Genomic DNA, 26,412 nt, shown 5'->3' on the forward strand with positions numbered 1-26,412 from the left:
GACGTCCATCCTCTACCATTTAAAATGGATTACTGGGTTAATAATATATCGCTTATGGTTTTCTCAAGCTTAGTAGGAATAACTCCAGTTCCGCCTAAAATATAAGTATTTGTTGTCTTCCCACACAGACTATTCAAATAAGCCTGGGTATCCGAATTCAGATCTGCTTTAGGTACTAAGAGCATTGGGCTTCCACTTAAAGCAGCAAACGCACCGCCGGATAAACCATCGGGAAAGTTTTCGCCCGTAGCAATGACAATTGACTTAGGATCTTGCGCAAAATGCTTTACAATTTGCAACATCGTATCATATTTTGTCTCCCCAGCCAAGCGCAGAGGACCATAGTCGGCCAGCACTCCACCCTTGCTGTCAAACGCAGAGGATATGGCAAATTTTCCGCCTACAATATAGGTCTTGGTCACGTGAAAGTCTTTTAATAACTGTTTTGTGGAATCGGGTAACGTCCTTTGTTCTGTCAAAAGGATTGGAATACCTAAGGCAGCTGCCGGGGCAGACACAGAAAGAGCATCTGGGAAACTTTTACTGGAAGCAAGAATCACCTGCGTGCTGGGCCCAATTTGCCGAGCAATGGCTACTGCGGTATCGGCAGCTGTATTACCGTATATCCGCTCGACTGACATATTTGCTTTGGTGAGCGCGTTGGTAACCGTCTTATTTATCGCGCCTTCACCCCCAATAACATAGATCTTATGTGCACCAAGGCGTTTCATTTCTTGTAAAACGGTATTATCAATCTGGTCCGGTGCTGTCAAAAGCAGTGGGGCCCCTAACTTTTTAGCTAAAGGAGCCGCAGCGAGGGCATCCTGAAAGCGGTCTACTCGAGCAAGAAGTACAACCGAGGAGGAATTGTTATCCCACCCTGCTTGGGATATTTTAATTGCTGTATCTTCGGCACGCGCCCCCGATAGACGAGTAATCTCAGACACCACTGGTTGGGGAGTCGGGTCTGGAGTTGGAGCGGGATCTGGGGTGGGGTCGGGGGTTGGTGTTGGGTCTGGCGTTGGCGTGGGGTTGGGAACAGGCGTAGAATTGCCCGTTTGTTGTAGGCCGATTCGAGCCCGCTCTGTCAGGTCAGCATCTAGGCTCAGACCCTGTAGAACAATCGAATAATATTTAGTTGCCGTCGCATTTGAGGAGTCAGTTCCTTCCAGAACCAATTTATCTGCTTCATCTATAAGCTTTTCATAAGTATTCAGCAGGCCGGTTTTTGCCCGTTCTGTGATGCTGGCGTCCATGCTTGGCCCCTGTAAAATGATGCCATAGTCTTGAACGGCGCTTATGTTAGAGTCGCTTGTTTCATCATGAGCCAGCGTATCTGCTTCAGCTAAGAGCTTGGCTAAGGCGCTATTTAGTCCAGTACTGGCCTGCTCGGCAATCTCAGGAGCCAAGTTCGGCCCTTGGAGGATAGTCCAGTAATATTTGGCAGCAGTGGCATCAGCGGTATCTGTCTTGTTAACAAGCAACGCATCGGCTTCCTCTAACAGTTTTTCATAGGTACTCACAATCTTCTGTGAGACGATCGACTTATCGGTGCCTAATGGACTATTATAGGCTGTATTATAAAACCCTAAAGCTTGTACATAATAATCACCCCTAGGTTTAGAAGCAATATAAAAATTGTACCAGTAATCACCGTTAGCTGCATTTGTCCCTGAACCCCCGCCCGAAGAAAGCAATACATCGGGATCAATGGCTAGATCCCCTTGATGAGTCGAAGTAGGTGTGCTCCAGCGACTGGATAAGCTTGGTGTGTTCACAAGAGGCAACAGGGATTTAGAGATTGTTGTAGCTCCTGGCGCAAACGTTATGGCGCAATTGTATTTCTGCCCCATAAGGCTAAATATCGAATCTTGATAGGCGGATTGGCCCGTTGAGTTATTTGGGTTATTTCTGGCAGCCCAGCTGTTGTAACCCCACACTGCCAAATACCAATTTTCTAAAACATTGCGATCTCCATTGCCAATTTTGGGATAGGCTCGCCATTTTTGGTTGAGCATTTGGCAACCCACCTCAAGATTATAATCGATATCGTTTTTAAGTTTGTCAATAGTTGCTGTATCTTTGGGATCATAGGAGGAGATTTGCATAATCCCGATTCCTATCCCGTCTTTCCCTATTAACGGTTGATCTAGTAATGGTTTCCCCGAGGCATCTAATTTATATTGCTTCCAGCCGCTCTCCATCCAAGCAATGGCTTTAAGGAGCACAGGAGGAATGTTATATTTATTGGCCATAACCTCTATTTTTTCACCGATTTCATTGTAGTAAGCAGTTTGATCGACAGCCGCATAAACTGATTTAACCGGAATTAACTGCATAAAAAAAAGCCCGACAATAAGCACTGCAATCATCTTCTTGAGTTGGCGTAAACGCATAGTTCCTACTCCTTCCATTCTGAGCGAGAGTCATAGGCTCAGTTCTAATCCTTATTCGACATAAAAAGGGATAGTTCCTGCCCGAATTGTTTCTAATCGCCAATAAATTACATAAAGCTTTCCTCAAATCCATGAATCGAAATAGCTATGTAAAAATACAAAAGCTTCCCTAGTTAACCTCTATGGTTACTCCGGGAAGCTTGTTCAATATAACTTCATTAAACTTAAACGGATCCTGAAACGAACTGTAAGATTATAAATCGCGAATAAAACTTACAGATGTCTCACTACGTTCTTCTTCAATCCAACCGTCTTTTTTATAGAAACTAATTGCCCTTTCATTCCAAGGTACAGCTGATAAGCCCACCCTTTTTAACCCTTTATTTTTCATTTCTGCACAAAACTGACCGGTAAGTTTATCCGCTATCCCGAGCCCTCTATAGTTTGAGTCAACTCCGATGCCCAATAGCCTTGCTTCAGAAAGCGTTTTACTTTGCTTAGCTTTACTTTCTTTTCCAGAAGACGGGAGTAACGTTGTTAGGGCAACAAGAATATTTCCTAACCTTTGCGTTATATTCTTCCTAACATAAGAATCTGTTAAATATTTCTTAATAACAATTAAAGCTAGGACCATAAAATTCTGGCGATAGAACTTGTTGAAGGGGGCACTGTCTATAGAAGCAAGCAAAAAACCAACGGGTTTTCCGTCACATTTAGCGATATATCCATAGCTTGTTGAAGAATTAACAAATTGAGAGCAAAAGAGTCTAAGGAATTTCTGACCCATGTGTCCAAGGAAATGATCTGCAAAGACTTCTTCGTATAAGCGAGCAACATCTGGGGTGTCACTTAAGCTTAGGGGATCAACTTTAATTTCTGGCTTATCCTGGTATTTGGGGTTCAACACAAGTAAACCACTCCTTGTCATTCACTAATAGTTCCAGTTCATCCACTTCCTCAGTTCTCAGACCTCTGATTCAATAGGCGCCTTGCCCAGTAAAAACAACGAAAACTGTTTTCCATAGGATTTTTAAGTCTAACCAGACACTCCATGTACCGACATATTCCAAGTCGTAGGCCATTGTCTCCCCAAGGGTCAGCTCACTTCTTCCATTCACTTGGGCTAATCCTGTGACGCCTGGAAGGACATTAAGACGTCGACGCTGCTCGGGTGTATAGAGCTTTACGAGCTCAGGTACCTCGGGACGTGGGCCGACCAAGCTCATGTTTCCGATGAGTATATTAAGGAGTTGAGGGAGCTCATCCAAACTTGTTTTTCTGAGGAAATGACCGCTTCGGGTTATACGTGGATCATCTTTTTCCTGAAAAACAAAATTATCTAAGTTCTTTACTCTTTCAAGTTTGTCTTTCATCAAAGCTTCGGCATTCTGAACCATCGTGCGGAACTTATAAATTGTATAGGGCTTTCCCCCCAGGCCGATCCGGATCTGCTTAAAGATCGCCGCCCCCGAGGAATCTAATCGAATCCAGACAACGATTACAAGCCAAAGCGGAGATACCAACACGAGAAGCATTAATGCTGCCACGAAATCCAACAACCGCTTAGCTGCAAGCTGCCAGCGAGAGTAACTAATCACAGCTATACCTTGATTCACATCAGACCCTCCTCTCAAGTGATCTCCCTAGCGCCGTGATCGCTCTATCACTCGTTTTACGGCATCCTCCACATCGTTCACGTCTTGCCAGCTCATCTTTGGATACAGAGGCAAGGAGATAATCCGCTCAAAGACACCCTTCGCAACCGGAAAATCCTCTGGTTTGTACCCATATGTGTCCCGATAATAAGGATGCATGTGAAGCGGAATAAAGTGGACACTCGTTCCGATATTCTCTACTTTAAGTTCTTCAATAAATTTCTTACGATCAATGGATAGTTTATCCAAGTTCAGCTTGATAATATACAAATGCCAAGCGTGCCGCGCATAATCGAGCTCAACGGGCACCTCAAGCTCCGGCAATTTTCTGAACTCGGTATTATAATGGTCTGCAATTTCCTGACGCATCCCTTGCATCCGTTCAAGTTTAGCCAGTTGGGAGAGTCCAAGTCCTGCCATAATATCTGACATGTTATCTTTGTAACCCGGAGAAAGGATTTCATAGTACCACGAACCGGCCTCAGCATAACGATTCCAGGCGTTTCGGCTCATGCCGTGGGTACTCATCACCCGAATCTTATTATACAATTCTTCATCATTGGTGGTGACCATTCCGCCTTCACCAGTAACCATGTTCTTGGTGGCATAAAAAGAGAAAGCGGTAGCATTCCCGATCGAACCGATTAATTTCCCTTTATACTGCGTATAAACGGCATGGGCTGCGTCTTCCAAGACAAAAAGGTTATGCTCCTCGGCAATCGCCAAGATTTCGTCCATCTCACAGGGATGTCCGGCGATATGTACGGGGATAATCGCTTTAGTTCGAGACGAGATTTTCTCCCGGATTTTCTTCGTATCAATGTTCATTGTGACAGGATCAATATCAATAAAAACCGGCTTGGCTCCGGTATGAACAACTACATTAGCTGAAGAAGCAAAAGTCATCGGGGTAGTCAAGACTTCATCCCCTTCCCCGATACCTGCCGCCACTAGGGCCAGATGCAAGGCGGCAGTACAGGAGTTAAGCGCAACGGCATACTTAGCTCCGACATATTCAGCAAACCGCTGTTCGAACTCCATGGTTTTGGGGCCCTTGGCAATCCAGCCGGACTTTAGACTATCCACGACTCCAGCAATATCGTCCTCCTCAATCAAAGGAAGAGCGTAGGGTAAGAACTCTTGACGTGTGCTCACAACTGTTGCCTCCTAATTTAAAGTACCTTTATATACCTCCGCAGATCAATCGCCTAAAGCAATTCGATTAACTCGTTTATCGTTAGTTCTGCCTGCTCTAAAATACTCTTAAGAGTCTTCATATCGACTATAACTCCAGCGTGAACTGGCACACAAACCAGGCTTCCACTAGATTTTCGCAAGTAATGGTGACTTCCTCGTATATGTGAAAGCGACTCTTGGCATTCTGACCATACTTAGTAACTCACCTGCACTTCATCCATTTCCACATCCGCCGAGGGAATAGGCAATCCCTCAATCACTAAGGCTTCAAGAAAGCCTTCTATTGCCTCCTGTATATGCTCAAGTGCTTCTTTTCGATCATGGCCCTGTGTAATGCAGCCAGGAAGAGCGGGAACGGTGACCGTGAAACCTCCACTTTCATTTTTCTCAAGAATGACCTTAAATCTTCTTTGCATTTAGAAACCTCCTTCAGTGGATTTACTCTAAACTTATCTGACCTCTGGCCTCCGTCATCTGACCTCTGATTTATATCCCCAATTCTTTAAGCCAACGCTGGATAATTTGCGACCAGGTGTAGTTATCCTTAACAAACTGCCGCCCCTGGCGCCCCATCTCTTGGCGGTTAGGATTCTCCTTCAATTCGATAATGGCCTGGGCTAGCGCTTCGCTGTTCTCCGGCTCTACAACCACCCCACCACCTGACGAAAGAACTAATTCAGCTGCCTCCCCTTCCCCTGAATAGATCACCGGAACCGCTGAGCCGAGTGCGGGAAACATTTTTGAGGGCCTTGCTCCCTCGAAAAGCTTATTTTTCTTCAAAGGAACAATACTCGCGGAGGACAAGGAGAAATATCTCGGCATTTCCTGTACGGGTTGAAAGTCAACAAAGCTTACATTGGACAATTTCTTTTCCTTCGTGAGCGCTTCGAGCATTGGCTTCTCTGTCCCATCACCCACAAATAGGAATCGAAAACCTTGCTTATCTTTGAGTAATTCCGCCGTCCGGATAATCGATTCGAGGCCTTGGGCATAGCCCATAGTTCCGGCGTAAATCAGGACGAAGTCCTCTTCCTTAAGAGCCAACTTCCGAGCCATTTCTTCATCGCGCTTCCGCGGTGCAAAAAGATCCAGGTTCACGCCGTTTGGTAAGAAGGTCACTTTATCCTCGGGCACGCCGCGTTGGACCAGCGACGTACGAATTCCTTCTGTTTGAGAGGATATCTTCCACGCTTTGCGATATAGTAGTTTCTCCAGTCCCTCTGCTGCTCTGATCATCCAGCGGCTGTTTACAAGTCCTAACGCCACGGCTGATTCTGGCCATAGGTCTGAAATGTTCATAATAATACGGGTCCGAGTCAACCAACCATAGACCAAGGCTGTGATTCCGAGAAAGAGCGGTGGCGATTCAAAGAATAGGACATCTTGTTTTCCTGCTTTGCTTAAGCCCCAGAAGGAGGAAAAAACAAAGGAAAAATAATTAAGCAAGCGCTTCCAAAAGCGTCCACGCTGCACCGGATAAATCCAGGTCCGCCAAACGGGGATCCCGTCTATCTCATCCTTCATCCGCCAACGTCCACGGTAGTTCGGTGGGATTACGCCGCTCGGATGATTGGGAAACGCAGTAACAACAGTAACTTTATGTCCGTTACCTTGCAGTCCCTTCGCGAGTTCTTTGAGACGAACCTGTGCAGCCCCAGACTCAGGTGGGAAATATTGTGTTAGCATTAATATGCGCAATTAGACCGTCGCTCCTTTAAAACATTCAAAACAATCTCTAGATAGTTATAACATTAAATTCCTGATTTACAAAGGGGGAGGGATTTTCTTAGCCCATTCGCACCGCTTCATTTGCTATTCTCTTGATGATGTTTGCTAAAACGCAAAACCTCTGGGCTTTCTGCATGTGAACCGTTGCGTTTCTTAACGCAAAATCATCTGCGCTCACTAACGCAATTCCGCTAAAGTGCTCTCTAAGCTAAGAAAATCCCTCTGGGCTTGGGTCGACGGGGATTGGAACCCCGGGGGGAGGGATTCGCTAAGAACGTTTGAGAAATTTTTTGATGGTTTGGCCACGTTTGGCATAGACCGTTCGCCCAATGCGGGCAGCTAGGCTCCGGTTGCGGTATCCATAAAGATAACTCCGCTCGGTGCTGCCAAAACTCTTTTTAAATTTAGCAATGCTTGGGATATTCGCTCCTACCATGTCATAGAGCTGGATCCCTAGGTCACCGGCTCGTTTTAAGTATTCCCACTGCAGAAGATTATTGGGCGCGACTTTATTGTACTCTCGATCGGAAACCCCGTCCAGGTAATATCCGACATTGCGGTCCCGGGGGAAGATTTGACCGGCAATAATTTTCCCTTCATAACGAGCGAGCAAAACGAGTAGATCTCCGTTTGAGTACAGGTTCTGCCAGAGGGCTGTGAAGTACTTCTTAGTAAATGGGGGTTCCTTCTCTTGGCGTCGATAAACTCCGCATGAGAGTTCATAGTAGGGCTCCAGCCATTCTTCAAGGGTCGTAGGTTCAAGTACTTCTACCCCAGATTTTTCCGCTTTACGTACAGCATTTCGACAACGCACCTCGAGCCCATTCCAGAGCGCCTCCTGATCCTTGGGAATATGCAAATCAAGAGTGAGGAGTTCCTCCACAGTATACCCATTTTGTTCGAGAACGTCTCTTTCCTGCAAATCCTGAAGTCTAATTTCCAAATAATCCAGGTGTTTTTCTTTGGCGTACACTTCCAATGCAGGCAGAACTTCTGCCAAGGTAATTGAACCTAATGGACCGCTGTGAGGGGTTGCCGTACCAGATAGTGAACTACCTGCTAATTTCAAAAGGCTCATCTTCCGCTCCATCAAAGGCAACAAGCCCCTTAGAACCCCGTCTTGATCAAATAGCCCCAAGCGGTTAACCTGTACCCCAAATCCCGCTTCGATCACATCCTGCCATTCCCAGCGGTGAAAAAGAGATCCCTGAGTCGTCCCCTTTAAAAAATCTTGCCAAATTTCACGCTCAACGGGCTGCAATTTTAGATTCATGTCTTTGCTTACTCCCTCCCCCATCTGATAAACAGAACATCATTCCCATGCTAAGCCAAATAATAGGATCTTCAAAAAACCGGGCCTCAGCTTGAGAGCTGATAAACACTGCAACAATCCACAAAAAGTAACCCACTACGGGAAGATACTGTTCGAGCCTGCCTCGGTTCAGATCATCCTTGCCGGTACGAACTTGATGGGTCGTGCCCTCGCAGTTTGCCGGTAAGGACACAATGCGCCGTGCCGCTAACAATACTCGTACTAAAGCAAACCAAACCCAAGCCAGTGCCGCCAGACCCATTAAGCCAAGTTCTGCTGCGATCGTTAGAATGGTCGTATGCGAAAGGGTCACCCCTTGAACATAGGGGATCACTGTCTTATAGATTATGTAACGGGGGGTTAAGAACATCTTCTCGAATCCGCCCAGTCCAACCCCGAAGATTGGATGATCAATAAACATTGCCCTGGAGACTTTCCATAAATATGCCCGTTGTTCTCCTAGCGCACCAAACCCGATCTTGATGGTTAGCAGACGCTCTCTAACGGCAGGCTGCAAAGCAACAATAACAGCCCCAATAAGTCCCAACAATCCAATTGGCAGCACCATTCGCTTGCGCGGAATAAAAAGGATCAACAGAGTTAAGACGATGACCAAAGTTAAAATGCCACTGCGTGAAAGGGTTATGGCCAGGGCCCCCAATAATCCCAACAGCGCCCCAAAATATACACCGCGTTTCCAGGTTACATCGTTAAGGTACTGCAGGATTAAGTTCGCCACAATGGCCAACACGAGGTAGCGTGCAAGAATATTCGGATCAACGAAGGTCGCATTAACACGGGCGATCTCTCCCTCGGCCAAATATCCTCGCCAGATAAAATGCTTGGTTATTCCTTCATAAAGAGTGAGTGGAACCAACGCAACCCCTACCCAATGGACGACTTGTAACGGGAGCAGGGCATGTTTGCGCTCCCCAAGCAAGCAGATACCCAGATAGAGTAAAAATAACGTGAACAGGCGGATGAGTTCACCCACTGTTTTTCCTCGGTCGATTGAATAAAGAAGGCTAAACGCCCCAACCGCAAAGTAAATTAGTAAGGCACGAGTCATGAAATGAGTTAAAATCGCCTTCAGTTCCTGCCGTTTCTCAGGTTCTCTCCCGAGACGCCAAAGTGCGGCCCCGATGATCCCAACTGTGAGAAGTCGCGCAAGACTATTCAACTGTGAACCAAGCGGTCCGAGCGGAGGAAACCAGGTGATGGAAATGTCGAATGCGACCGCCCCAGCCAGCAACGAAGGTAGGATAGCTGGTTTTTTCCAACCAAAATAGCTCACCATCCCAACACTAAGCAGAAAGAATACCCATTTTAACAGGAGAAGCGCCACGTCAATCCTCTCCTTCCACGTCTAGTGTTACCAGGGTCTGGCCCGGAAAATCGATATATCCTTTTCCCACTTCATAGGACACCGAAGCTGAGCGAACCCTACTAGGATCGATATGCAGTCGTATCCGCAAAGGTGGGATCTTTGAGGCTACCGCGTCTGACAGATTGGATTGATCGGACAAATTCATCGAATTCATTTGATTAGTCGAACCAGTCAAAATTGAGGGACAAGAAATTTGCCAACGCGTCCCTTCAATAGAAAGCACTGCCTCGCACTTGCGCCTTTGGTTAAACCAGCGCAAGACGTCCCGCGGAATCGCAATCCAGGCGCCGTCCGTTTTCCCTTGGGCAATCAGGCGTTCATAGACCTCCCCCCAAAAACGGGGAGCAGTAAAACTCTGATTGTGCCAGAGCAGACTAACCGCTCCGCCCAAGCGCTTCGCCAAGTCCAAGATAGGTTTTGCCTTATGAAAGGCGTCTTCTCGGTTCAAGTTGAAGTACTCCTCCCCCATCAAAGCACCATCTTGGATATGAAGGGGCATCTCCCAAAGAGTTTGACAATTCAAAGGATGATAGGGCTGAAGGGTCCCGGCCCGGAAGCCAACGACTTCATTAAACCCAAAGGTTGAATCATACTGAAATCCGCCCTCTTCTAACACTCTGAAGGAATCTGGCGATTTAAAGTAAAGCCAATGCATGCGTATCCCAATCTCATCTTGTCCGGTTAGCCCAGCGACCCGATTATACTCAGCTTGAGCGGCTTGGGCGTCATGCCAGGCATCGATTCCGTGCACCCCTGCTTCCCAACCGCCTTCTTCCAGGCTGTTCAGTAAGTCTTTATATTCAGCTACGTCGTAAAACGATGCTCGATTTGTGGGTGCGCTTTCCTTTACCTGAGTGCGGTCAGAAGCAATCGTTTTTTCTGTGTACTTCTCTTCATGTTTATCTTTATCTTTATCTTTTCTTAAGTGCTCTGGAAGAATACCTGGTTTCTCTGGAAAGGCCATAAAATAAAGGCTCGATCGAACCCCTAGGCGTTTCTCCAGAGCAAGAAGCTTTGGCAAAGCCCGTTGCCAAACGTCTTGCCCTAGACCAACTTTTGCAGCCCAGGTTCTGACCATTTCCCAAATCGCTAGGAAGTGTTCAGACGTCTCCACCTTTCCTGTTCGCCAACGTTTCCAGTTCAAAACAGAACTGCGATAGAAATACCCCAAAAAGGTGCGCGCGATAGGCATTTCCTTCAAGCTTAAGATATCGATGTCGTGGGTTAAGGTCATGGCATAGGAATAGCCCCACGGAACAGGTGGGAGCTCTAAGTAATTTTTGACTTCCTGGCGTAAGACCTGGCGAATCTCTTCCAGCATCCAATCGAGAATAGGTTCGCTGACGTCTTTTTCCGAATACTCTCGACCGTCCATCAGCAGACGAGCCCCCTCTTGACCCAGATTAAAAGCAAACTTCTTCAGGCGAAGACCTGGGTCTTCCCCGCTTACCGGGCCACAGACCAAAATCAGAGGATTCTCCTTATCTCGACCTGAAGGATTCGCTATAAGGCTCCCTAAACGCGCGAGGGAAATCCCGTCTACTAAAATAGCATCATAATTTAGAATCGCCTCACGGTTCGATATTTCTTCACAGGCCGAAGTTATCCCCTTGTTGGAAACTAAGTCCTCTCGTCGTTGAGCTTCTTTATCGGTAGCGAGGCCAAAGCTCAAATCCGCATCAAAAGGAACACCTAAAAGACCTGCGAATTCCCTATAAACTCTTATTAATGGCTCTGCAACACAAAAGCCAATTTGCCTAGATCTGTGGACTTTAGCTTGTGCTTCGCTCACGAAGCTCCCCCTCTTTCCTCCATCGCCTCTACGATCTCTTCACTGGCTCGGCCGTCTCCATAAAGGTTTTTCAAATACGGTGGTAAGGAGTTCTTGCGGTAACGCGCAACGGCCGCAACAATTTCTGCTGTGTTCGCCCCTGCAAGCGTATTCCATCCCGTGTGTACGGTCTCTACCCACTCTGTTTCATCGCGCAAAGTCACACATGGGACCTGCCAAAGATAAGCTTCTTTCTGCACACCACCGGAGTCTGTTAGGATAAGTTCTGCCTCTTTTTCTAGGAGAATCATTTCTAAATACCCCACAGGCTCAATGACTTCGACATTCTCTGGAATCGCCATTTGGCAACTCATGAGGAGTTTCTTGGTCCGAGGATGCAAGGGGAGTACGATTTGTCCATCAATCTGGGCAAAGGCGTTCATAATTCCTGCCAGTCGGCTTGGGTTATCCGTATTTTCGGCCCGGTGTACGGTGGCCAAAAGGTAAGATTTTCTCTTGTACCGGAGGTTTTCTGCGATATTTCGGTCCTCCGCCCGTCGAGCATGGTAATAAAGAGCATCAGCCATGACGTCCCCGGTCCGTACCACTCCTGCGGTCAAACCCTCCTGCCTGAGGTTTTTGACGGCTTGATCAGTTGGGCAAAACAGTAACGTGGAGAGGTGATCCGTCAACACGCGATTCACCTCTTCCGGCATCTGTCGATTATAACTCCTCAGCCCAGCTTCAACATGAGCGATTGGAATATGGAGCTTTGCTGCGGCTAGAGCCCCAGCTAAAGTTGAGTTCGTATCCCCGTAAACGAGAACCCAGTCAGGTTTTTCCTTAAGGAGCACCTCTTCTACACCGATTAACATCTCGCCGGTTTGGGCACCGTGTTGCTTTGAACCAACCCCTAAAAAGTAGTCAGGTTTAGGAATCCCCAACTCTTCGAAGAACACATCAGACATCTGGTAATCATAATGCTGACCGGTATGCACAATTTTTTCCTCGTGTTTTTTGCTGAGGGCCTCTGAAAGAGGTGCGGCTTTAATAAATTGAGGCCTGGCGCCCAGTACGGTCACTATTTTCATAATGGCTTGGCAGGAAACCACTATCCCTTTAGGGTAGTGGAGGAATGCCTTCTGCATACCCTAACCCGCCATCCTCCTCTCTGTTAATAGGCTTTTTCTTCTCTTAAATAATTGGAAAGATTTGCAACTAACACTATCTTTGTTGTTGACACTTCTGAACTCTCTGCTTCTAAGTCCTTAATTCTAACTCCTTGTGTTAAAACGACCCATCCCTTGGCGCAGAATATAACCGCCGATGCGTTGAAAATCTCGATCCAAACCAATCAGGATTATGAGGTAAAGGATTCCGGCAATGAATGCTGAAAGAAGAGGATGAAGATGGCGCAAAAAATAGGCTGTGAGGCCCATGGCCAGGGAGGCCAAGACGATGACGGGAAGTTGCCGCCAAATCTGAATTTTATAAACACGCAATCGAACAATTCCGTAGTACATGACAAAAACGTAAAGTTCGGTGATGAGTGTTGCTACACTCGCCCCGTAAATCCCATAACGGGGAATTGCATAAAGATTAACGACAATATTTAATAAAGCGGCGCCCCCTTGAATCTTAGCACGGGTCCACTGTCGGTTTGTCGTGGTCAGCACATCGCCCAGCGAAAAACTTAAGCATTCAAAGGCAAAAAACCAACTCAACAGCATCATGATGGGGACGGATTGCGGAAAACGATTATTGTAAAGCCAAGTCAGCAAGGGATTGGCCAAAACAAATAATAGCACACTGCCGGGAATCCCGACAGCACTCAGTACTTTAAAGATTTTCTCAATCGTTTCCCGGTGTTTCTCCTTACTATCCACCCCAAGCTGGAATAAAATCGGATAAATCACGCTTGTTAAAATTCCAGGAATCAGCAACAGAATTGCGACTAATTTGTAGGCCGCTGAATAAATTCCCACCTCAAACGTTGGACGCATTAGGGAGAGCATTAACGCGTCAATCTGGAAATAGATATAGAGAAATATAGTTGCTACTCCGAAGGGCAGCCCTCGTTTGGTCATCTCTATCAGACGGCGCAGATCAAACTTAAGGCGTAGATTACGCCGCAGGTGGGCATATAACATGAACGAAATCAGAGCCGCCGACACGAGTTGGGAAACGGTGATCATCACCACATTTCCTCTTTTAACTACAACTAAAATAGTCAAAGCACCGATGAGAAACGTATACAAAAATTGATAAATAGCGGCGTTATACATTTGTTGTTTGGCTTGAAAATAATTGTAAACGGAACTGTTTAAGGCGTTTAACCCGCTGGCCAAACCGAAGACAATGACCATACTTTGAATGGATTGGTTATAGCCCGCCGGATGCATCAAGACAAGCATCAGCGCGTAGATGACCAGCAGGGTAAACCCCTTAAATAAGAGAGTATTCCCCAAATAAAGTGGTAAGACACTCTCATCTCGAGAGCCTTCCTGGACCATGTAGTTACTCAAACCAAAATCTGCAAATAGAATGAACGTACTGACAAAGGCCAGCGCGGAGCTGTACTCTCCGAAGGTTTCAGGGCCCAGATAACGAGTAACTGAGATTCCCACAATAGCGGAAATCGCCTTGGATAGTACACTGGCTACGCTCAACGCTGCAGCATTCTTAAGAACCAAACGAAGTTCCACTGGGGTCCTCCCTTCTACCGTTTAATGATTTCCTCATAGACCTTCAAAGTCTTTTGGGCGTTGTATTCCCACGTAAATTTGCGGGTAACCAGCTCTTTCCCCCGACTCCCCATCGCAACAGCTTGCTCCGGATTTCGCAAGAGTCCACGAATCTCCTCTGTAATAGCTAAAACGTCCTTAGGTGGAACAGCCTTTCCAACCCCCTCTTGAGCGAGAATCTCTGAGATTCCCTCTCCAGTGGTACCGATAATAGGCTTATTGTGGGCCATCGCCTCTAAATATACGACCCCAAAGGCTTCATTCCAACTTGGCAGGATAAAAATATCACACTGGGCCATTTCACGCATTGCTTCAGGATGAGGCAAACTTCCCCTGAAGACAACATATTCTTCCAAGCCTAACTCTGCAGTGAGCGCTTCCAACGTTTGTCGTTCCGATCCATCCCCGACAATCCGGTATTCTAAGTCGGGAAATTCCCGGATAAGCTCTGGAAGTGCCTTTAAAACCATAGCATGCCCTTTATCTGGACGCAGGAATCCAACTGTGAGAAGAATCCGCCGGGATGCTCTGGGTTGATGTTCCCCATAAGTTCCCTGTGATTCCGGTCGTTGAACCACATCGTCCAGATCGACGCCGTTATAGATAACCCTATATTTCTCAAGCTGGTCCGCCCAACTTTCCAGACCATATTGATTTCTGAGCTTATCACTGACTAAAATAACCCTCGACGCATCCTTAAGCGTAGCACGGACACTCTCGGCACAGATACGACTGCGGTTCAAGGTATAAGCAAAATCCTGACCATGAATCGTGACCACGACCGGGATATTAAACTTCCGACCCAATCTTACGGCTGCAGCTCCATCAGGATGAGCGACATGAGCATGGATAATATCAACGCCTTGGGCGATTTGTTCTGTGAAAACCTGTTTTATCCCCCAAACAAAGGTTGCCGGGTAGTACTCAAAAAAGAGCGAGCGGGGAAATTCTAGAACTCGAGGGTGAAAAACGGGAAACCCATCCGGTTGTTCCAAGAGAGGAACCGCAGGGTATCCTCCCCATTTTCCTCGGCCAGCCATAAATCCTGGCACCCAGGGTACTGGGGCAACAACCTGGACTTTGACCCCCAGACGAACTAAAGCCTGAGCCTGCTGGCGAACAAAAATCCCACCTAAAGGGCCAACGACATTCGGGTACATATGGGAAAGCATTAAAACACGCATTTTACTGATCCCTCGCTGCCAGAATTCGCTCATAGAGGCTTAAGAGTTTGCTTTGTTCTTTTTCCCAAGTATATTCTCGATGAAAAGCATCCCAGCCATTTTGCCCGTAACTTAAGGCCTTTTTCGGGTCCTCCACTAACGCACATATATCACGCGCCAGGCTCTCCGGATCACCAGGTTCTGTAAGTAGGCCGCACTGGTTTTTGGCGATAATCTCTTCGATATAGCCAAAACGAGAGCCAATTACAGGGATACCTGCTGCCATGTATTCTAGAAGCTTCACTGGGATCGCCTTTTGATAATTTAAGGTCGGAAATAAGGGAACGAGAGCAATCGAGCTCTGAGCCAATATTTCCGGGACCTGTTCATAGGGAACTTTACCCCTTAAGCGCACATTTCCCTGTTCTAACCAAGGAGTGAGGTCTGAAAATTCTTGGTCTAAATCTGATACTACCATAGGGCCTACGAGCTCACAAACTGCTTCGGGATAGTTTTTCCTCACCAGTATCATAGCCCGGAGGATGACTTCGAAACCCCGGTCCCGTTTAATCCCTCCCAGATATAAGATGACTGGTGGCTTGAGCTTTTCTGGGCGGGAAAATTTAAACTGCCGCTCAAGGGGATAGTTATGCAAAATTTCTCCCTCAGGGTTTTCTTTCCGAAAAAGCTCGGCCATATGCCCATTCACCGTAATGATCCCAGCAAAAGATCGTGCCGCCCACTTTTCAACACGGTCGACAATCCCCCCGACAGACTTCCTCAACGGCTTTGGCAACCAATGACGATTAAGAAGACTATCCCCATAATATTCATGAACATCATAAACTACTGATTTCCGATGCTTGCGGCTCAACAGTAAAGCCACCGGAATCAAGTCCGGATCATGGAAATGATAAATGTCCGCATTTTCCTGAAGCGCCACGCGGTAGAGTGTTTTTAAGCGCCAGATCCGATCAGTCCGAGAGGAAAGCGGGGGGACTGAGTGAATCCGAATGCCTTCCTTCACTTCAGACCTTTCAAATGGGGCAGCAATGACCACTTCATAACCCGCTTCCGCTAGGCTGCGGGCTTCCTTATGAAATATGCGCTCATCAAAGGGAGAATGTGCCGTAGTTAAGATACAGACTTTCAATCGCTTTCCCCTTCTGTTCTGTAGATTAAGCCCATGAAAAGAGCCACCAAGGTCATTAACTGAAGATTGTAGAATGCCCCTGCGGTAAGGTTATATACGAATATCACCAGCGTTGCTGCCACAAAAGCAATCGCTAATAACGTTTTGCTCTCCCGTATCCCAGGTTCAGAGGCATAAAAATTAAACAACCTTACCCTTCGCCAAGCCGCTTTAGCAGGTCGGAGGAAAAGCCAAAGGTACATTGCTAAACCAATAACACCATAACGTCTTGTTATTAAGGCATATTCATCATCGACCAAAGTGGTCATTTTATCTTTAGCAGTACCCCAGCCTAAGACGGGAGATTGTTTAATATATCCCCAAGCATCTCCCATTTGTATTAAATGCCCTATAACTGATGTGCTCTTATCAATGTCGGTTGCCTCTCTCATCCGAGACGTAAAGCCTCGCGGTGAGGTGTAAAATATCGTTAAAGTTAAAATAAATAAAAGGCTTACTTTAATGAGGATTTCCTTTTTAAAATGGAATTTAAATATGGCCCAGAGACTTAAGAAGGTCAGTACCACCGCCGTCGCCAAGAAGGCTGTTCTGGAAATGGTCATAAGTGTCAGTTTTAAAGCTAACCCCGTTGCAACAAAAAGAATCGCAGCCCTTGAACGATCATTTCTCTGGAAATAAAACCAGGTCACAAATAAGGTCATCGTCAAAACAGACACAATGCCCATAACATTAGGGTTATCAAAGGTCCCTAAGACGCGAGGCGGATTAGCATCCACTAAGTTATTCAAATGGGACTGGGCAAAAAAGGGAGTTAACCACGCATTAACATTGGCCACATTCAAAAGTTGACTCCACGCTAGTAACAGAATAAAGCCAAATCCTATGAGGAATGCTTTCCGCAATACACTAAACTCAGCTTCCTGTAAATCTAAGGAAAGCGCTAGCGTGATAACTAAATAGTATTTTGCAAGAGTGACGCCTTCCATTACGTCCCTGATTCCAAAAGGCACATTGAGGAAAATCACGCCAAAAAGATTGGAGATAATGATCGACGCCAAAAAAAGCAAAAAAACCTTTGTTACCGCCCTCAGACCCTTGCGCTGCCCTTCATGGTAAGACAATTCGATATCGTAAACCGAGCGAGACCGACGTGTTAACCGGAGGAGCAAATTGATGGCAAAGGCTCCAAAAATAAGCGCATCATCTAATCGAACATGCGGCAAATTGGAGTGAATCTCAAACGATGGCAAGATCATAGCGGACAACATTATAGCGATTATGAGTAGTAACTTATTTGGGTTAGTGCGAGTAACCCCTATGTTCCAAAACATCTCTCTCCTCCTTGCTTGCCTAACCTTTAACTAATGCTGCGATCTCAAGTTGTTGTTCGAGGCTCAATTCAGGATAACATGGGATTGCAAGGGCTTGTTCACAAGCTTTTTCTGCTACCGGGAAGTCTCCAACTTCATATCCAAGGGCACTAAAGGCCTTTTGCAAGTGAAGTGGAACGGGATAATAGACGGCATTAGCCACACCGCCTGCCTTTAAACGCTCCATTAGAACTTTACGTTCCTCCGTTCGGAGCACATATAAGTGATAGATAGGCAATGCCTGGGAATCCCGACCAGGAAGTTGAACCGCCGCATCGGCAAGAAGTTGATCATAAACCTTGGCTTTTTCCCGTCGGCCTTCATTCCATTGGTCGAGGTAGCGGAGCTTAACTCTTAAAATAGCGGCTTGAATCTCATCAAGGCGACTGTTATAACCGATTTCATCGTGGTAATACTTCGTTTTACAGCCGTGAAAACGAAGTATCCTGAGTTGCGCGGCCAAATCTTCGTCATTTGTAACAATCATCCCGCCATCCCCATAGGCTCCCAGGTTCTTCGTCGGAAAGAAGCTAAAGGTTGAGGCATGTCCAATCGAACCAGCCTTTTTACCCCGATACTCCGCTCCAATCGCTTGAGCGGCATCCTCAATAACTTTAAGGTCGTGGCGTGAAGCTATTTCCATGATTTTCTCAACATCCAACATCTGACCAAAAATATGTACCGCAATAATCGCTTTTGTCCGAGGGGTTATTTTCTCTTCGAGTAGGGTTAGATCCATGTTAAGTGTCACCGGGTCAATATCTACGAATACTGGTTTTGCACCTACCTGAGCAATCGTTTCTGCCGATGCAAAAAACGTAAACGGTGTAGTGATCACTTCATCTCCCGGCCCTATTCCAAACGCTTTAAGCGTAAGCACCAGTGCATCTGTACCGTTGGCGACCGCAACAGCGTCCTTGGTCCCGCAGTAAGCCGCGATCTCTTTTTCTAGCGTCTTCATTTCTGGGCCTAGTATATAGACCGATGAATCCAGTACGTTAAAGATGGCCTGATCAAGTTCATCTTTTATCGTCAGGTATTGAGCCTTAAGATCTAAAAGTGGAATACCCATATTAATCTTCCCCTTCTTTTCAAATTTATTATCTGCGGGAGGAGGGACGGTTCTTGCTTGCATCCTTAGTTGCATCCAAGCAGGGACGGTTCTTAGTTGCATCCTATTAAGTAATCCGACTTCCTACCAACCATTTGCCCTTCTTGCTTATTATCACTTGTTGACCATACTCCTTACGGAGAGAGGTAGGCTCCAAGTTGCCGTCACTGTATCGTTGTATAACGCACCAAGACCTATGACCTCGGGGTGCCATAGTAATCTTGCCAAATCGATTACCATAATATTGCCTTCTGCTTCGGTTCACAGCATCGGCCAACCCATTTAGGATTTCGAGGCTCAATATCTTCATCATGAGCTTTCGGCCCGTTACCTAACCGGCCTACGCTTAAACCATCTAGTTACCTAGCTGGCTACCGGCGGTTGGCTAAACTTTACCGAGCGGGAATCACACCCGCTATACATTGCGACCTATGCTTGGACGCAAGAACCGTCCCCACCTGCACAACGCCAAAAAGGGGGAGAGAGAACCGTCCCCACTTGCGTCCGAAACACTTCCTCCCTATAGAAGTTCTTCTTCCGGGACCTCCCGAAGGTCTTTTGCCGGGAACCCTTTCATGACACGTTTTTCTGTCGTATCTTTGGTAACTAAAGCCCCTGCGGCCACAAAGGTCTCCGGAGCAACCTTCACGCCGGGTAAGAGGATAGACCCTCCACCAATGCGGGCCCCCCGCTGAATTGTCGGACCCTTGATCGATTTAAATCGTTTTTCTGTACGTCCCATGAAGTTATCATTGGTCGTCGTGACCATGGGGGCTATAAAGACCCGCTCTTCGAGTTCCATATAAGCTGTGATATATGAACCGGTCTGAATCTTGGTGAACGCACCAATCTTGGTATCATTTTCAACGGCTACTCCGCTTCCGATGACCACGTTTTGGCCAATCGAGCATCTCTCCCTGACGACAGCTCCGTCGCCAACAAAGGTATTATCCGCATAGCTCGTACCTGCATAGAGAACAGCAGAACACCCGACCGTGAACCCACTCCCCATCTTGAGAGGTGGCAAATCCGCTTGTGCTTTAACGGTACTTGTCGCTGCAGCTTTTGGTAACCGTCCGATTGAGGAATTACTACCGATAAAGCCATCATCTCCGAGCTCAGCTTGCGGATAAATTGTGGTATGATCTCCGATGCGGGCTCGGCTGCCTAATTTCCCTCCTGCTCCGATACTGACATAGTTGCCCAGCTCGCATCCCGCCCCAACCTGAGCTCCCTCACCCAGAACACAACCAACTCCCAAGACCACATTTTCCCCTAGCACGACATGCTCCCCGATCACACAAAACGGACCAACTGTTACGCTTTCTGGAACAGTCGCACTTGAGGCGATCACATGATGATTCATAGTATTTGCTCCTTTCGTAAAATTCTACATTCATTGGCAGTCGTTGTTCGTGGTATAATGATCCACAAAGAGAGGGGTCTTTTCGGACTAACCAAGGATATTTCCTTGATACAATAAAATAACGGAGGAATTACTGATGGGAAAAAGATCTAGGAACACAAAGCTATATACCTCTAGTACGCATCCACTTACTCAGCAGCCATCGGAAACACAACTGGCTCTTTCGTCTCCTGGCATTTATATATCGCCAAGATAATTTCGAGTGCTTTGCGCCCTTCTTCCCCGGGGATAGCTGGTTCTCTATCTTCTCGAATTGCCTGAATAAGATCCAATATTAGCTCTCTATGCCCAAAGCCGTATACTGTCGGGGGATCACCTTCCTGGCTGGCGAAAATCTCCTGTTTTTCTTCCACGCTGTCAGGTAATTCCCAAACTTCGATTCGGTTTACTGCGATTCCGCCAACAATGACTGATCCCGTTTCGCCAAAGACATTTAAGGTTTCTTCAATATTTTTAGGATAGATAGTTGAGGCCGCTTCAATCAGCCCTATGGCGCCACTTTTAAATTTAATAACAGCTGCGCCCATATCTTCCATTTCAATTTTGCGCATAAAGGTCGCCGTGTATCCAAAAACAGATTCCACTGGCCCAAAGGTCCACTGTAAAAGGTCAATATTATGAATGGACTGATTCATGAGTACTCCACCGTCTTGAAGCTTCGTCCCACGCCAAGGTGCTTGGGTATAATAATTGTCGTTCCGATTCCAACGCACGGTGGCCTGCCCATGAGTTAATTTACCAAAACGACCATCCTCTAAGGCTTGGCGAAGGAGTTTAATCGAATCATTAAAGCGGTTTTGATGAATAACACCTAATTTAACACCTGCTTTGTGACAGGCTTCAATCATCGCATCTGCAGTTTTCAAAGTCATAGCCATAGGCTTTTCAACCAGGACATGCTTACCTGCTTCGGCTGCAGCAATCCCGATTTCGGCATGCAAACCACTCGGTGTCGCTATGGTGATAACATCAATGTCAGTCCTCTTCAGCATTTCCAGATAGTCAGTATAAGGCTCTGCTTTGTATTTGTCGGCGAAGGCCTGGGCCAGCTCCGGCACGATATCGCAGACCGCAATCAGTTCTGCCTCTGGAAGCGCTACAATGGACTCCGCATGTTTTGGGGCAATCCGCCCACACCCAATAATAGCAAACCGAATCTTTTTCTCTCCATTCATACTAGTCAACAACTCTTTTCTTTTCTTTTCTTTTCTTTTTCTTCACATTTCCAACGTCAGATGTTGTTTGGAAAAACGACATCGCACAATATATAGGTTTAAGGGGAATCTGGCGATTCCCCTTAAACCTGTGTATTTAATATAAGCTTCAAAGTCACAAATTATATTCAATTAAATTTTAACAATTTTTTCACGATTCTCATGAACGTCTTTCGTTGCATTACGTGTATCCACTACGAGTTTGGCATTGGCAACCACACGCTCATAATCAACCGTACTATGGTCTGTTAAGATTAGCACGCCATCTGCATTGGCCAGCACCTCATCGGTCAAAGGCACACTCTCCAAATGGATCGTACTGCCACCGTGTGGCTCGATCACCGGAATGAATGGGTCATGATAAGTAACATTAGCCCCCTGTTTACGCAAGAGCTCAATAATCTTCAAGGCTGGTGATTCACGCATATCGTCGATATCTTTTTTATAGGCTACCCCGAGAACGAAGATCTTAGCGTCCTTCAAACTCTTGTTCTCATTATTTAAAGCACGAACTACTCTATTGATAACATAATAGGAAACTTCAACATTAACCTCCCCGGCAAGTTCAATGAAGCGAGTATGGAAATCATACTCACGCGCTTTCCAGGTAAGGTAGAATGGATCGATCGGGATACAATGACCGCCCACACCCGGTCCTGGGTAAAAGGTCTGGATGCCAAACGGTTTTGTTCCGGCTGCCTCAACAACTTCCCAGATATCAATTCCCATCCGGTCACAGAGCATCATCAATTCGTTCACCATAGCAATGTTAACTGCCCGGTAGGTGTTTTCAAAGACTTTTGTCAGCTCTGCAGCAGCGGGAGAGGACACTGGGACAACATTGGTTATTGTTTGAATGTAAAGCGCATAAGCGATCTCTAGGCAAACCGGAGTCATCCCGCCAACGACTTTGGAGGTATTTTTTGTGCTGAAGCGTTTGTTACCAGGATCGACACGTTCCGGTGAGAAGGCAAGGAAGAAATCATGACCAACTTTAAGTCCCGGCATTTCTAATAAAGGAAGAATGACCTCCTCTGTGGTTCCTGGGTAAGTCGTGCTTTCTAAGGTGATTAACTGCCCCGGACGTAAATATTTGGCAATCTTTTCAGTGGAAGCTTTAATATAGGAAATATCCGGATCGCGGGTAATTGTTAACGGTGTGGGAACACAAATGATCACAACATCACATTCCGCTAAACGGGAGAAATCTGTACTGGCCACCAAAATGCCGCTTTGCACAACTTCCTTAAGGTCTTCGTCCTTGACATCTCCAATATAGTTGTCTGCCGCATTCACGCGCTCAACACGGGCAGCATTAATGTCAAAGCCAACCACCGGGAACCCGACTTTGCCTTTTTCAACAGCCAAAGGGAGTCCTACATAACCTAACCCGATTACCCCTATCCGGGCTTCATGTTTTTCAATCTTTTCCTTAAGGGCTTTGGCAACGACATCTTCACTGGTAATTACATTTTTCACGGTCATCATTATCCTAATTTCCTCCTTATTATTTGGCTACTGCTTTGGGCATTTTCTTGCGAAAGGTTGGAATGACCGTTTGCAACAGCTCGATAACTTCATCTCGAGTTAAATAACTGCCACGTTCTCGCACAATATGCGTCAGCTCTTCCAGAAGTTTAACATCAATAACATTAGGTTTCGCTACAAAAATTCGGCTGTGTTTAGTTGAAGTTGTTCCCTCTTCAGCTGTTAACAATTCCTCATAGAGTTTTTCTCCCGGCCGAATTCCTGTGAACTGTATCTTAATGTCGACCTCGGGCTCGAAGCCTGAAAGACGAATTAAGTCTTTTGCTAGATCCACAATTTTAACTGGTTTTCCCATGTCCAAAATAAATATTTCTCCACCCTGAGCCATGGCTCCAGCCTGAATGACTAACTGGGTCGCTTCTGGGATCGTCATAAAGTAGCGTACCATATCAGGATGGGTGACTGTCACCGGACCACCATTAGCAATTTGCCGCTTAAATGTAGGAATAACACTTCCTCGGCTACCTAAAACATTCCCGAACCGTACGGCTACAAACTTTGTTTGGGAACGAAGATCTAAGCTTTGAATAAGCAATTCGACAGTCCGCTTGGTTGCTCCCATAATGCTCGTTGGGTTGACTGCCTTATCAGTAGAGATCGAAACAAATGTTTTTACTTTTACTCTATCCGCTGCTTCAGCCAAATTCTGCGTGCCTAAAACATTATTTTTCAGGGCTTCTTCAGGATTTTTTTCCATTAAAGGGACATGTTTGTGTGCTGCAGCATGAAAGACAACGCCTGGCTTATATCTGTCAAAGAGTAAGAAAACTTTCTCTCGATCTTTGATATCCAATATTTCTGTTATGTAGTCAATTCCTGGACGCTCAGCGCGCAATTCCTGTTCAATGTCAAAAATGCTGTTTTCTCCATGTCCCAGCAGGACAAGTTTCCCAGGATTAAACTTGGCAATCTGACGGCAGATCTCTGAACCAATAGAACCCCCCGCGCCGGTAATGAATACCGTCTCTCCCGAAACATATCCTGCGACTTCTTCCAAATCAACGAAAACCGGTTCACGCCCCAGCAAATCCTCCACTTGAACCTGTCGAATGGGGTTAACATTGATATCCCCACTAATAATGTCATAGACACCAGGCATAATTTTCAGGTCCACTCCAGACTTTTCACAGATTTGCACAATCTCTCGAACAGACTCACCCGAGGCTGAAGGCATAGCAATAATCACTTCATCAATATTATGTCCCTTTACGACGCGGGCAATGTCCTTGCGCGTACCCAAGACCGGAATGCCAAAAAGATGCAACTTCTGTTTGGCACGGTCGTCATCAATAAAACCAATAGGGCGTCCCTCTCGATAATTGCGATTTTTTAACTCTCTGGCTGCTAATACACCTGCGTCACCAGCTCCGACGATAAGTACCTGTTTTTGCGAGCCAGGAACATGGCGGTCAAAGACATTTTCCTGTAAGATCCGCCAAATAAAACGCGAACCGCCTATCAGAAAGACCATAGCCAGCCATAACAGCAAAGCAGTAGTATGTGGCATCCTTAACCCAGCCTGGGCTAAGCCATAAAAATAAACCGCCGCTACTGTTCCGCCCGTTCCAACGGTTACAGCATAAATAATAGAGAGTAACTCCCCTGTGCTTGCATATTGCCAAAGCCGATTATACAAGCCAAAAACGTGAAAAACTGCAATATATAAGAATGTTGCAACCACAGCAGTGTGATAATATATCTGATAACTCTCTAATGGGATACCACCAACAACTTCGAAGCGCAAATAAAAACTGCCGAAAGTTGCCAAGTTGATCAACATAGCATCAATCAGCATTAATACTAACGTCCGTTTGCGAAATAACACCTAGCTCAGCCCCTTTTCGATCAAACCAGTCAGTAAGTTTTATCGTTCTAAAGTTTACTACAACTTAAATGGTTTTACAACTATCCGCCTTGAACAAGCCGTTAACAATTTCGCCTTCGATTCAAGTCCTTTTCTTGTTTCTGCTTTTATTCATGTAGCCAATGATATAGTAACTATAAGGCAAGTAACTGATCAATCTTACCGACATGTAACTAAGAACAAGGGGCACAGCAAAGATAATTAGATAAAATTTCCAATTATTATAGTTGATATTATAGTTCTTGAGTATTTTTATTGCAGATTGGTTAAAAAAGATGTGTATTAGGTATATTCCAAAGGAGTAATCCCCTATTTTATAAAGAGCTTTAGCAACAATGCTCTTTTTCCGAACCAAATTATTGGCCAGATTAAATAGCAGTAGAAAGCTTGAGATCCTCAAAATAGGGTAAATGAGTTCTGAACCAATAAAATAATAATTAGGTATAGTATTGTATCTATAACCCGTAGTCAGACCAACGATTATAAAATAACTGGCTCCTATTGTTAAAGCTAACGTAGTTGCTACAAAAAGGGGCGTAAGCCGATTAAATCCACTCTTCAACTTTTCGTAGTGGTCACAACTATAGATTCCTAAACCAAAATAAAATAGGTACGCTATAAAGTTAATCTTTGTAGCAGCTAAATACGGGGTGTGTTTACCAACCATGAATGCTATCTGAATTATTAACATTAAAGAAATCAATAATTCGGCTCTGTTTCTTATTTTAAAGTGATCATAAATCTTAATAATAAACGGATAAAAAATATAACACTGAATTATTATGGCAAAAAACCATAGGTGGTAGGAAGCATCTGACTGCCAGATATTCCGAAGAATTAGTGTTGCATTTGTACTGAGTGCGTTATTTCTCATGACTTCTGAATTATTGAAGTAAGTATAAAGAACTGAGAAAATTAAGTATTGGGGAATAATTGAACGTATTCTTTTTTTGTAGAATTGTATAATCGGAAAGTTATTACGATAATTTCTGGCCAATACAAAACCGGAAATCAGAATAAACAAGGGCACTGCAAATTGAGAAAATACATCTGTCAACAGATTTATAAGTACCAAATTATTAAATTTTTTTATTTCTGTAAAATAACCGGTTGCATGAATAGCGATAACTGCTAAGACACCGAATGCCCTGAGGAAATTAATCTGCTCAATTGTACCCTGTTTCTTGTGGTTAGTTGCATTAGCATTATTCATGTTAGCCATTTTCCCTTCCTCAAAAGAACTAGCCTAAATCTCTAAAATCCATGCTAAGATTTAACCTAATAATGTGTAAGTCATTGAGTCATAGATTAACTATCCTTTGTCAAGTATTAGTCTATCATACAGCCTACTTTTTTGCCTAATGAAAACTGGG

General features: G+C 45.5%; 22 protein-coding genes. All 22 read right to left on the bottom strand.

Going from position 1 to position 26,412, the window contains the following annotated elements; genetic code table 11:
• Positions 1-29: 29 nt before the first annotated feature.
• A complete protein-coding gene (locus DOT_RS08935; protein WP_009617321.1) occupies positions 30-2,396 on the bottom strand; it encodes a cell wall-binding repeat-containing protein in 2,367 nt (788 codons plus the stop codon).
• Positions 2,397-2,649: 253 nt separating this feature from the next.
• Positions 2,650-3,303, bottom strand: coding sequence for a GNAT family N-acetyltransferase (locus tag DOT_RS08940; RefSeq protein WP_009617323.1), 654 nt, complete (start codon positions 3,301-3,303; stop codon positions 2,650-2,652).
• Between the two features lie 70 nt (positions 3,304-3,373).
• A complete protein-coding gene (locus tag DOT_RS08945; protein ID WP_009617324.1) occupies positions 3,374-4,012 on the bottom strand; it encodes a sugar transferase in 639 nt (212 codons plus the stop codon).
• Between the two features lie 27 nt (positions 4,013-4,039).
• Entirely contained in the window at positions 4,040-5,206 is a 1,167-nt protein-coding gene (locus DOT_RS08950) for a DegT/DnrJ/EryC1/StrS aminotransferase family protein (RefSeq protein WP_009617327.1), read from the bottom strand.
• Between the two features lie 53 nt (positions 5,207-5,259).
• Entirely contained in the window at positions 5,260-5,409 is a 150-nt protein-coding gene (locus DOT_RS28540) for a type II toxin-antitoxin system HicA family toxin (RefSeq protein ID WP_083824040.1), read from the bottom strand.
• 33 nt (positions 5,410-5,442) lie between these two features.
• A complete protein-coding gene (locus DOT_RS08955; protein WP_009617333.1) occupies positions 5,443-5,664 on the bottom strand; it encodes a type II toxin-antitoxin system HicB family antitoxin in 222 nt (73 codons plus the stop codon).
• Between the two features lie 70 nt (positions 5,665-5,734).
• Entirely contained in the window at positions 5,735-6,946 is a 1,212-nt protein-coding gene (locus tag DOT_RS08960; protein WP_040411710.1) for a glycosyltransferase family 4 protein, read from the bottom strand.
• Positions 6,947-7,244: 298 nt separating this feature from the next.
• A complete protein-coding gene (locus DOT_RS08965; protein WP_009617341.1) occupies positions 7,245-8,249 on the bottom strand; it encodes a GNAT family N-acetyltransferase in 1,005 nt (334 codons plus the stop codon).
• Positions 8,224-9,633: an O-antigen ligase family protein gene (locus DOT_RS08970; RefSeq protein WP_009617343.1), complete on the bottom strand. Its 1,410-nt coding sequence runs from the start codon at positions 9,631-9,633 to the stop codon at positions 8,224-8,226. Before DOT_RS08970 ends, DOT_RS08965 begins: the two co-directional genes overlap by 26 nt.
• A 1-nt stretch (position 9,634) precedes the next feature.
• Positions 9,635-11,467: a hypothetical protein gene (locus DOT_RS08975; protein WP_009617345.1), complete on the bottom strand. Its 1,833-nt coding sequence runs from the start codon at positions 11,465-11,467 to the stop codon at positions 9,635-9,637.
• Positions 11,464-12,537 (bottom strand): UDP-N-acetylglucosamine 2-epimerase (non-hydrolyzing), encoded by a 1,074-nt coding sequence (wecB, locus tag DOT_RS08980; protein WP_009617347.1) that lies wholly within the window; start codon positions 12,535-12,537, stop codon positions 11,464-11,466. The genes DOT_RS08975 and wecB overlap by 4 nt, the downstream gene beginning before the upstream one ends.
• A 183-nt stretch (positions 12,538-12,720) precedes the next feature.
• Positions 12,721-14,151, bottom strand: coding sequence for a flippase (locus DOT_RS08985; RefSeq protein ID WP_009617349.1), 1,431 nt, complete (start codon positions 14,149-14,151; stop codon positions 12,721-12,723).
• A gap of 14 nt (positions 14,152-14,165) precedes the next feature.
• On the bottom strand, positions 14,166-15,374 hold the full coding sequence (locus DOT_RS08990) for a glycosyltransferase (protein WP_009617351.1): 1,209 nt from the start codon (positions 15,372-15,374) through the stop codon (positions 14,166-14,168).
• A gap of 1 nt (position 15,375) precedes the next feature.
• Positions 15,376-16,506, bottom strand: a complete 1,131-nt coding sequence (locus tag DOT_RS08995) for a glycosyltransferase family 4 protein (protein WP_009617353.1) — start codon at positions 16,504-16,506, stop codon at positions 15,376-15,378.
• Entirely contained in the window at positions 16,503-17,837 is a 1,335-nt protein-coding gene (locus tag DOT_RS09000; protein WP_009617354.1) for an O-antigen ligase family protein, read from the bottom strand. The genes DOT_RS08995 and DOT_RS09000 overlap by 4 nt, the downstream gene beginning before the upstream one ends.
• A gap of 19 nt (positions 17,838-17,856) precedes the next feature.
• The gene (locus DOT_RS09005; RefSeq protein ID WP_009617355.1) at positions 17,857-18,948 is read right to left on the bottom strand and encodes a DegT/DnrJ/EryC1/StrS family aminotransferase; all 1,092 of its coding nucleotides are present in this window, start codon (positions 18,946-18,948) and stop codon (positions 17,857-17,859) included.
• Between the two features lie 106 nt (positions 18,949-19,054).
• On the bottom strand, positions 19,055-19,300 hold the full coding sequence (locus DOT_RS31395) for a hypothetical protein (protein ID WP_207637038.1): 246 nt from the start codon (positions 19,298-19,300) through the stop codon (positions 19,055-19,057).
• 207 nt (positions 19,301-19,507) lie between these two features.
• Entirely contained in the window at positions 19,508-20,353 is an 846-nt protein-coding gene (locus DOT_RS09010; protein WP_009617356.1) for an acyltransferase, read from the bottom strand.
• 188 nt (positions 20,354-20,541) lie between these two features.
• Positions 20,542-21,588 (bottom strand): Gfo/Idh/MocA family oxidoreductase, encoded by a 1,047-nt coding sequence (locus DOT_RS09015; RefSeq protein ID WP_009617357.1) that lies wholly within the window; start codon positions 21,586-21,588, stop codon positions 20,542-20,544.
• 171 nt (positions 21,589-21,759) lie between these two features.
• On the bottom strand, positions 21,760-23,115 hold the full coding sequence (locus tag DOT_RS09020; protein WP_009617358.1) for a nucleotide sugar dehydrogenase: 1,356 nt from the start codon (positions 23,113-23,115) through the stop codon (positions 21,760-21,762).
• A gap of 19 nt (positions 23,116-23,134) precedes the next feature.
• Positions 23,135-25,000 carry a nucleoside-diphosphate sugar epimerase/dehydratase gene (locus tag DOT_RS09025; protein WP_083824042.1) on the bottom strand — a complete coding sequence of 622 codons (1,866 nt, stop codon included), beginning with the start codon at positions 24,998-25,000 and terminating at the stop codon, positions 23,135-23,137.
• Between the two features lie 121 nt (positions 25,001-25,121).
• A complete protein-coding gene (locus tag DOT_RS09030) occupies positions 25,122-26,261 on the bottom strand; it encodes an acyltransferase (protein ID WP_009617360.1) in 1,140 nt (379 codons plus the stop codon).
• Positions 26,262-26,412 lie beyond the last annotated feature (151 nt).

The organism is Desulfosporosinus sp. OT (assembly GCF_000224515.1).
Taxonomy (GTDB): Bacteria; Bacillota; Desulfitobacteriia; order Desulfitobacteriales; family Desulfitobacteriaceae; genus Desulfosporosinus.

Coding starts and splice junctions, on each gene's coding strand:
- wecB (WP_009617347.1), bottom strand. CDS start 12,537: ATGAAAATAGTGACCGTACTGGGCGCCAGGCCTCAATTTATTAAAGCC.
- DOT_RS09010 (WP_009617356.1), bottom strand. CDS start 20,353: ATGAATCATCATGTGATCGCCTCAAGTGCGACTGTTCCAGAAAGCGTA.
- DOT_RS08935 (WP_009617321.1), bottom strand. CDS start 2,396: ATGCGTTTACGCCAACTCAAGAAGATGATTGCAGTGCTTATTGTCGGG.
- DOT_RS09015 (WP_009617357.1), bottom strand. CDS start 21,588: ATGAATGGAGAGAAAAAGATTCGGTTTGCTATTATTGGGTGTGGGCGG.
- DOT_RS08955 (WP_009617333.1), bottom strand. CDS start 5,664: ATGCAAAGAAGATTTAAGGTCATTCTTGAGAAAAATGAAAGTGGAGGT.
- DOT_RS09000 (WP_009617354.1), bottom strand. CDS start 17,837: ATGTTTTGGAACATAGGGGTTACTCGCACTAACCCAAATAAGTTACTA.
- DOT_RS09020 (WP_009617358.1), bottom strand. CDS start 23,115: ATGATGACCGTGAAAAATGTAATTACCAGTGAAGATGTCGTTGCCAAA.
- DOT_RS09030 (WP_009617360.1), bottom strand. CDS start 26,261: ATGGCTAACATGAATAATGCTAATGCAACTAACCACAAGAAACAGGGT.
- DOT_RS08965 (WP_009617341.1), bottom strand. CDS start 8,249: ATGAATCTAAAATTGCAGCCCGTTGAGCGTGAAATTTGGCAAGATTTT.
- DOT_RS08990 (WP_009617351.1), bottom strand. CDS start 15,374: ATGCGTGTTTTAATGCTTTCCCATATGTACCCGAATGTCGTTGGCCCT.
- DOT_RS09005 (WP_009617355.1), bottom strand. CDS start 18,948: ATGGGTATTCCACTTTTAGATCTTAAGGCTCAATACCTGACGATAAAA.
- DOT_RS31395 (WP_207637038.1), bottom strand. CDS start 19,300: ATGATGAAGATATTGAGCCTCGAAATCCTAAATGGGTTGGCCGATGCT.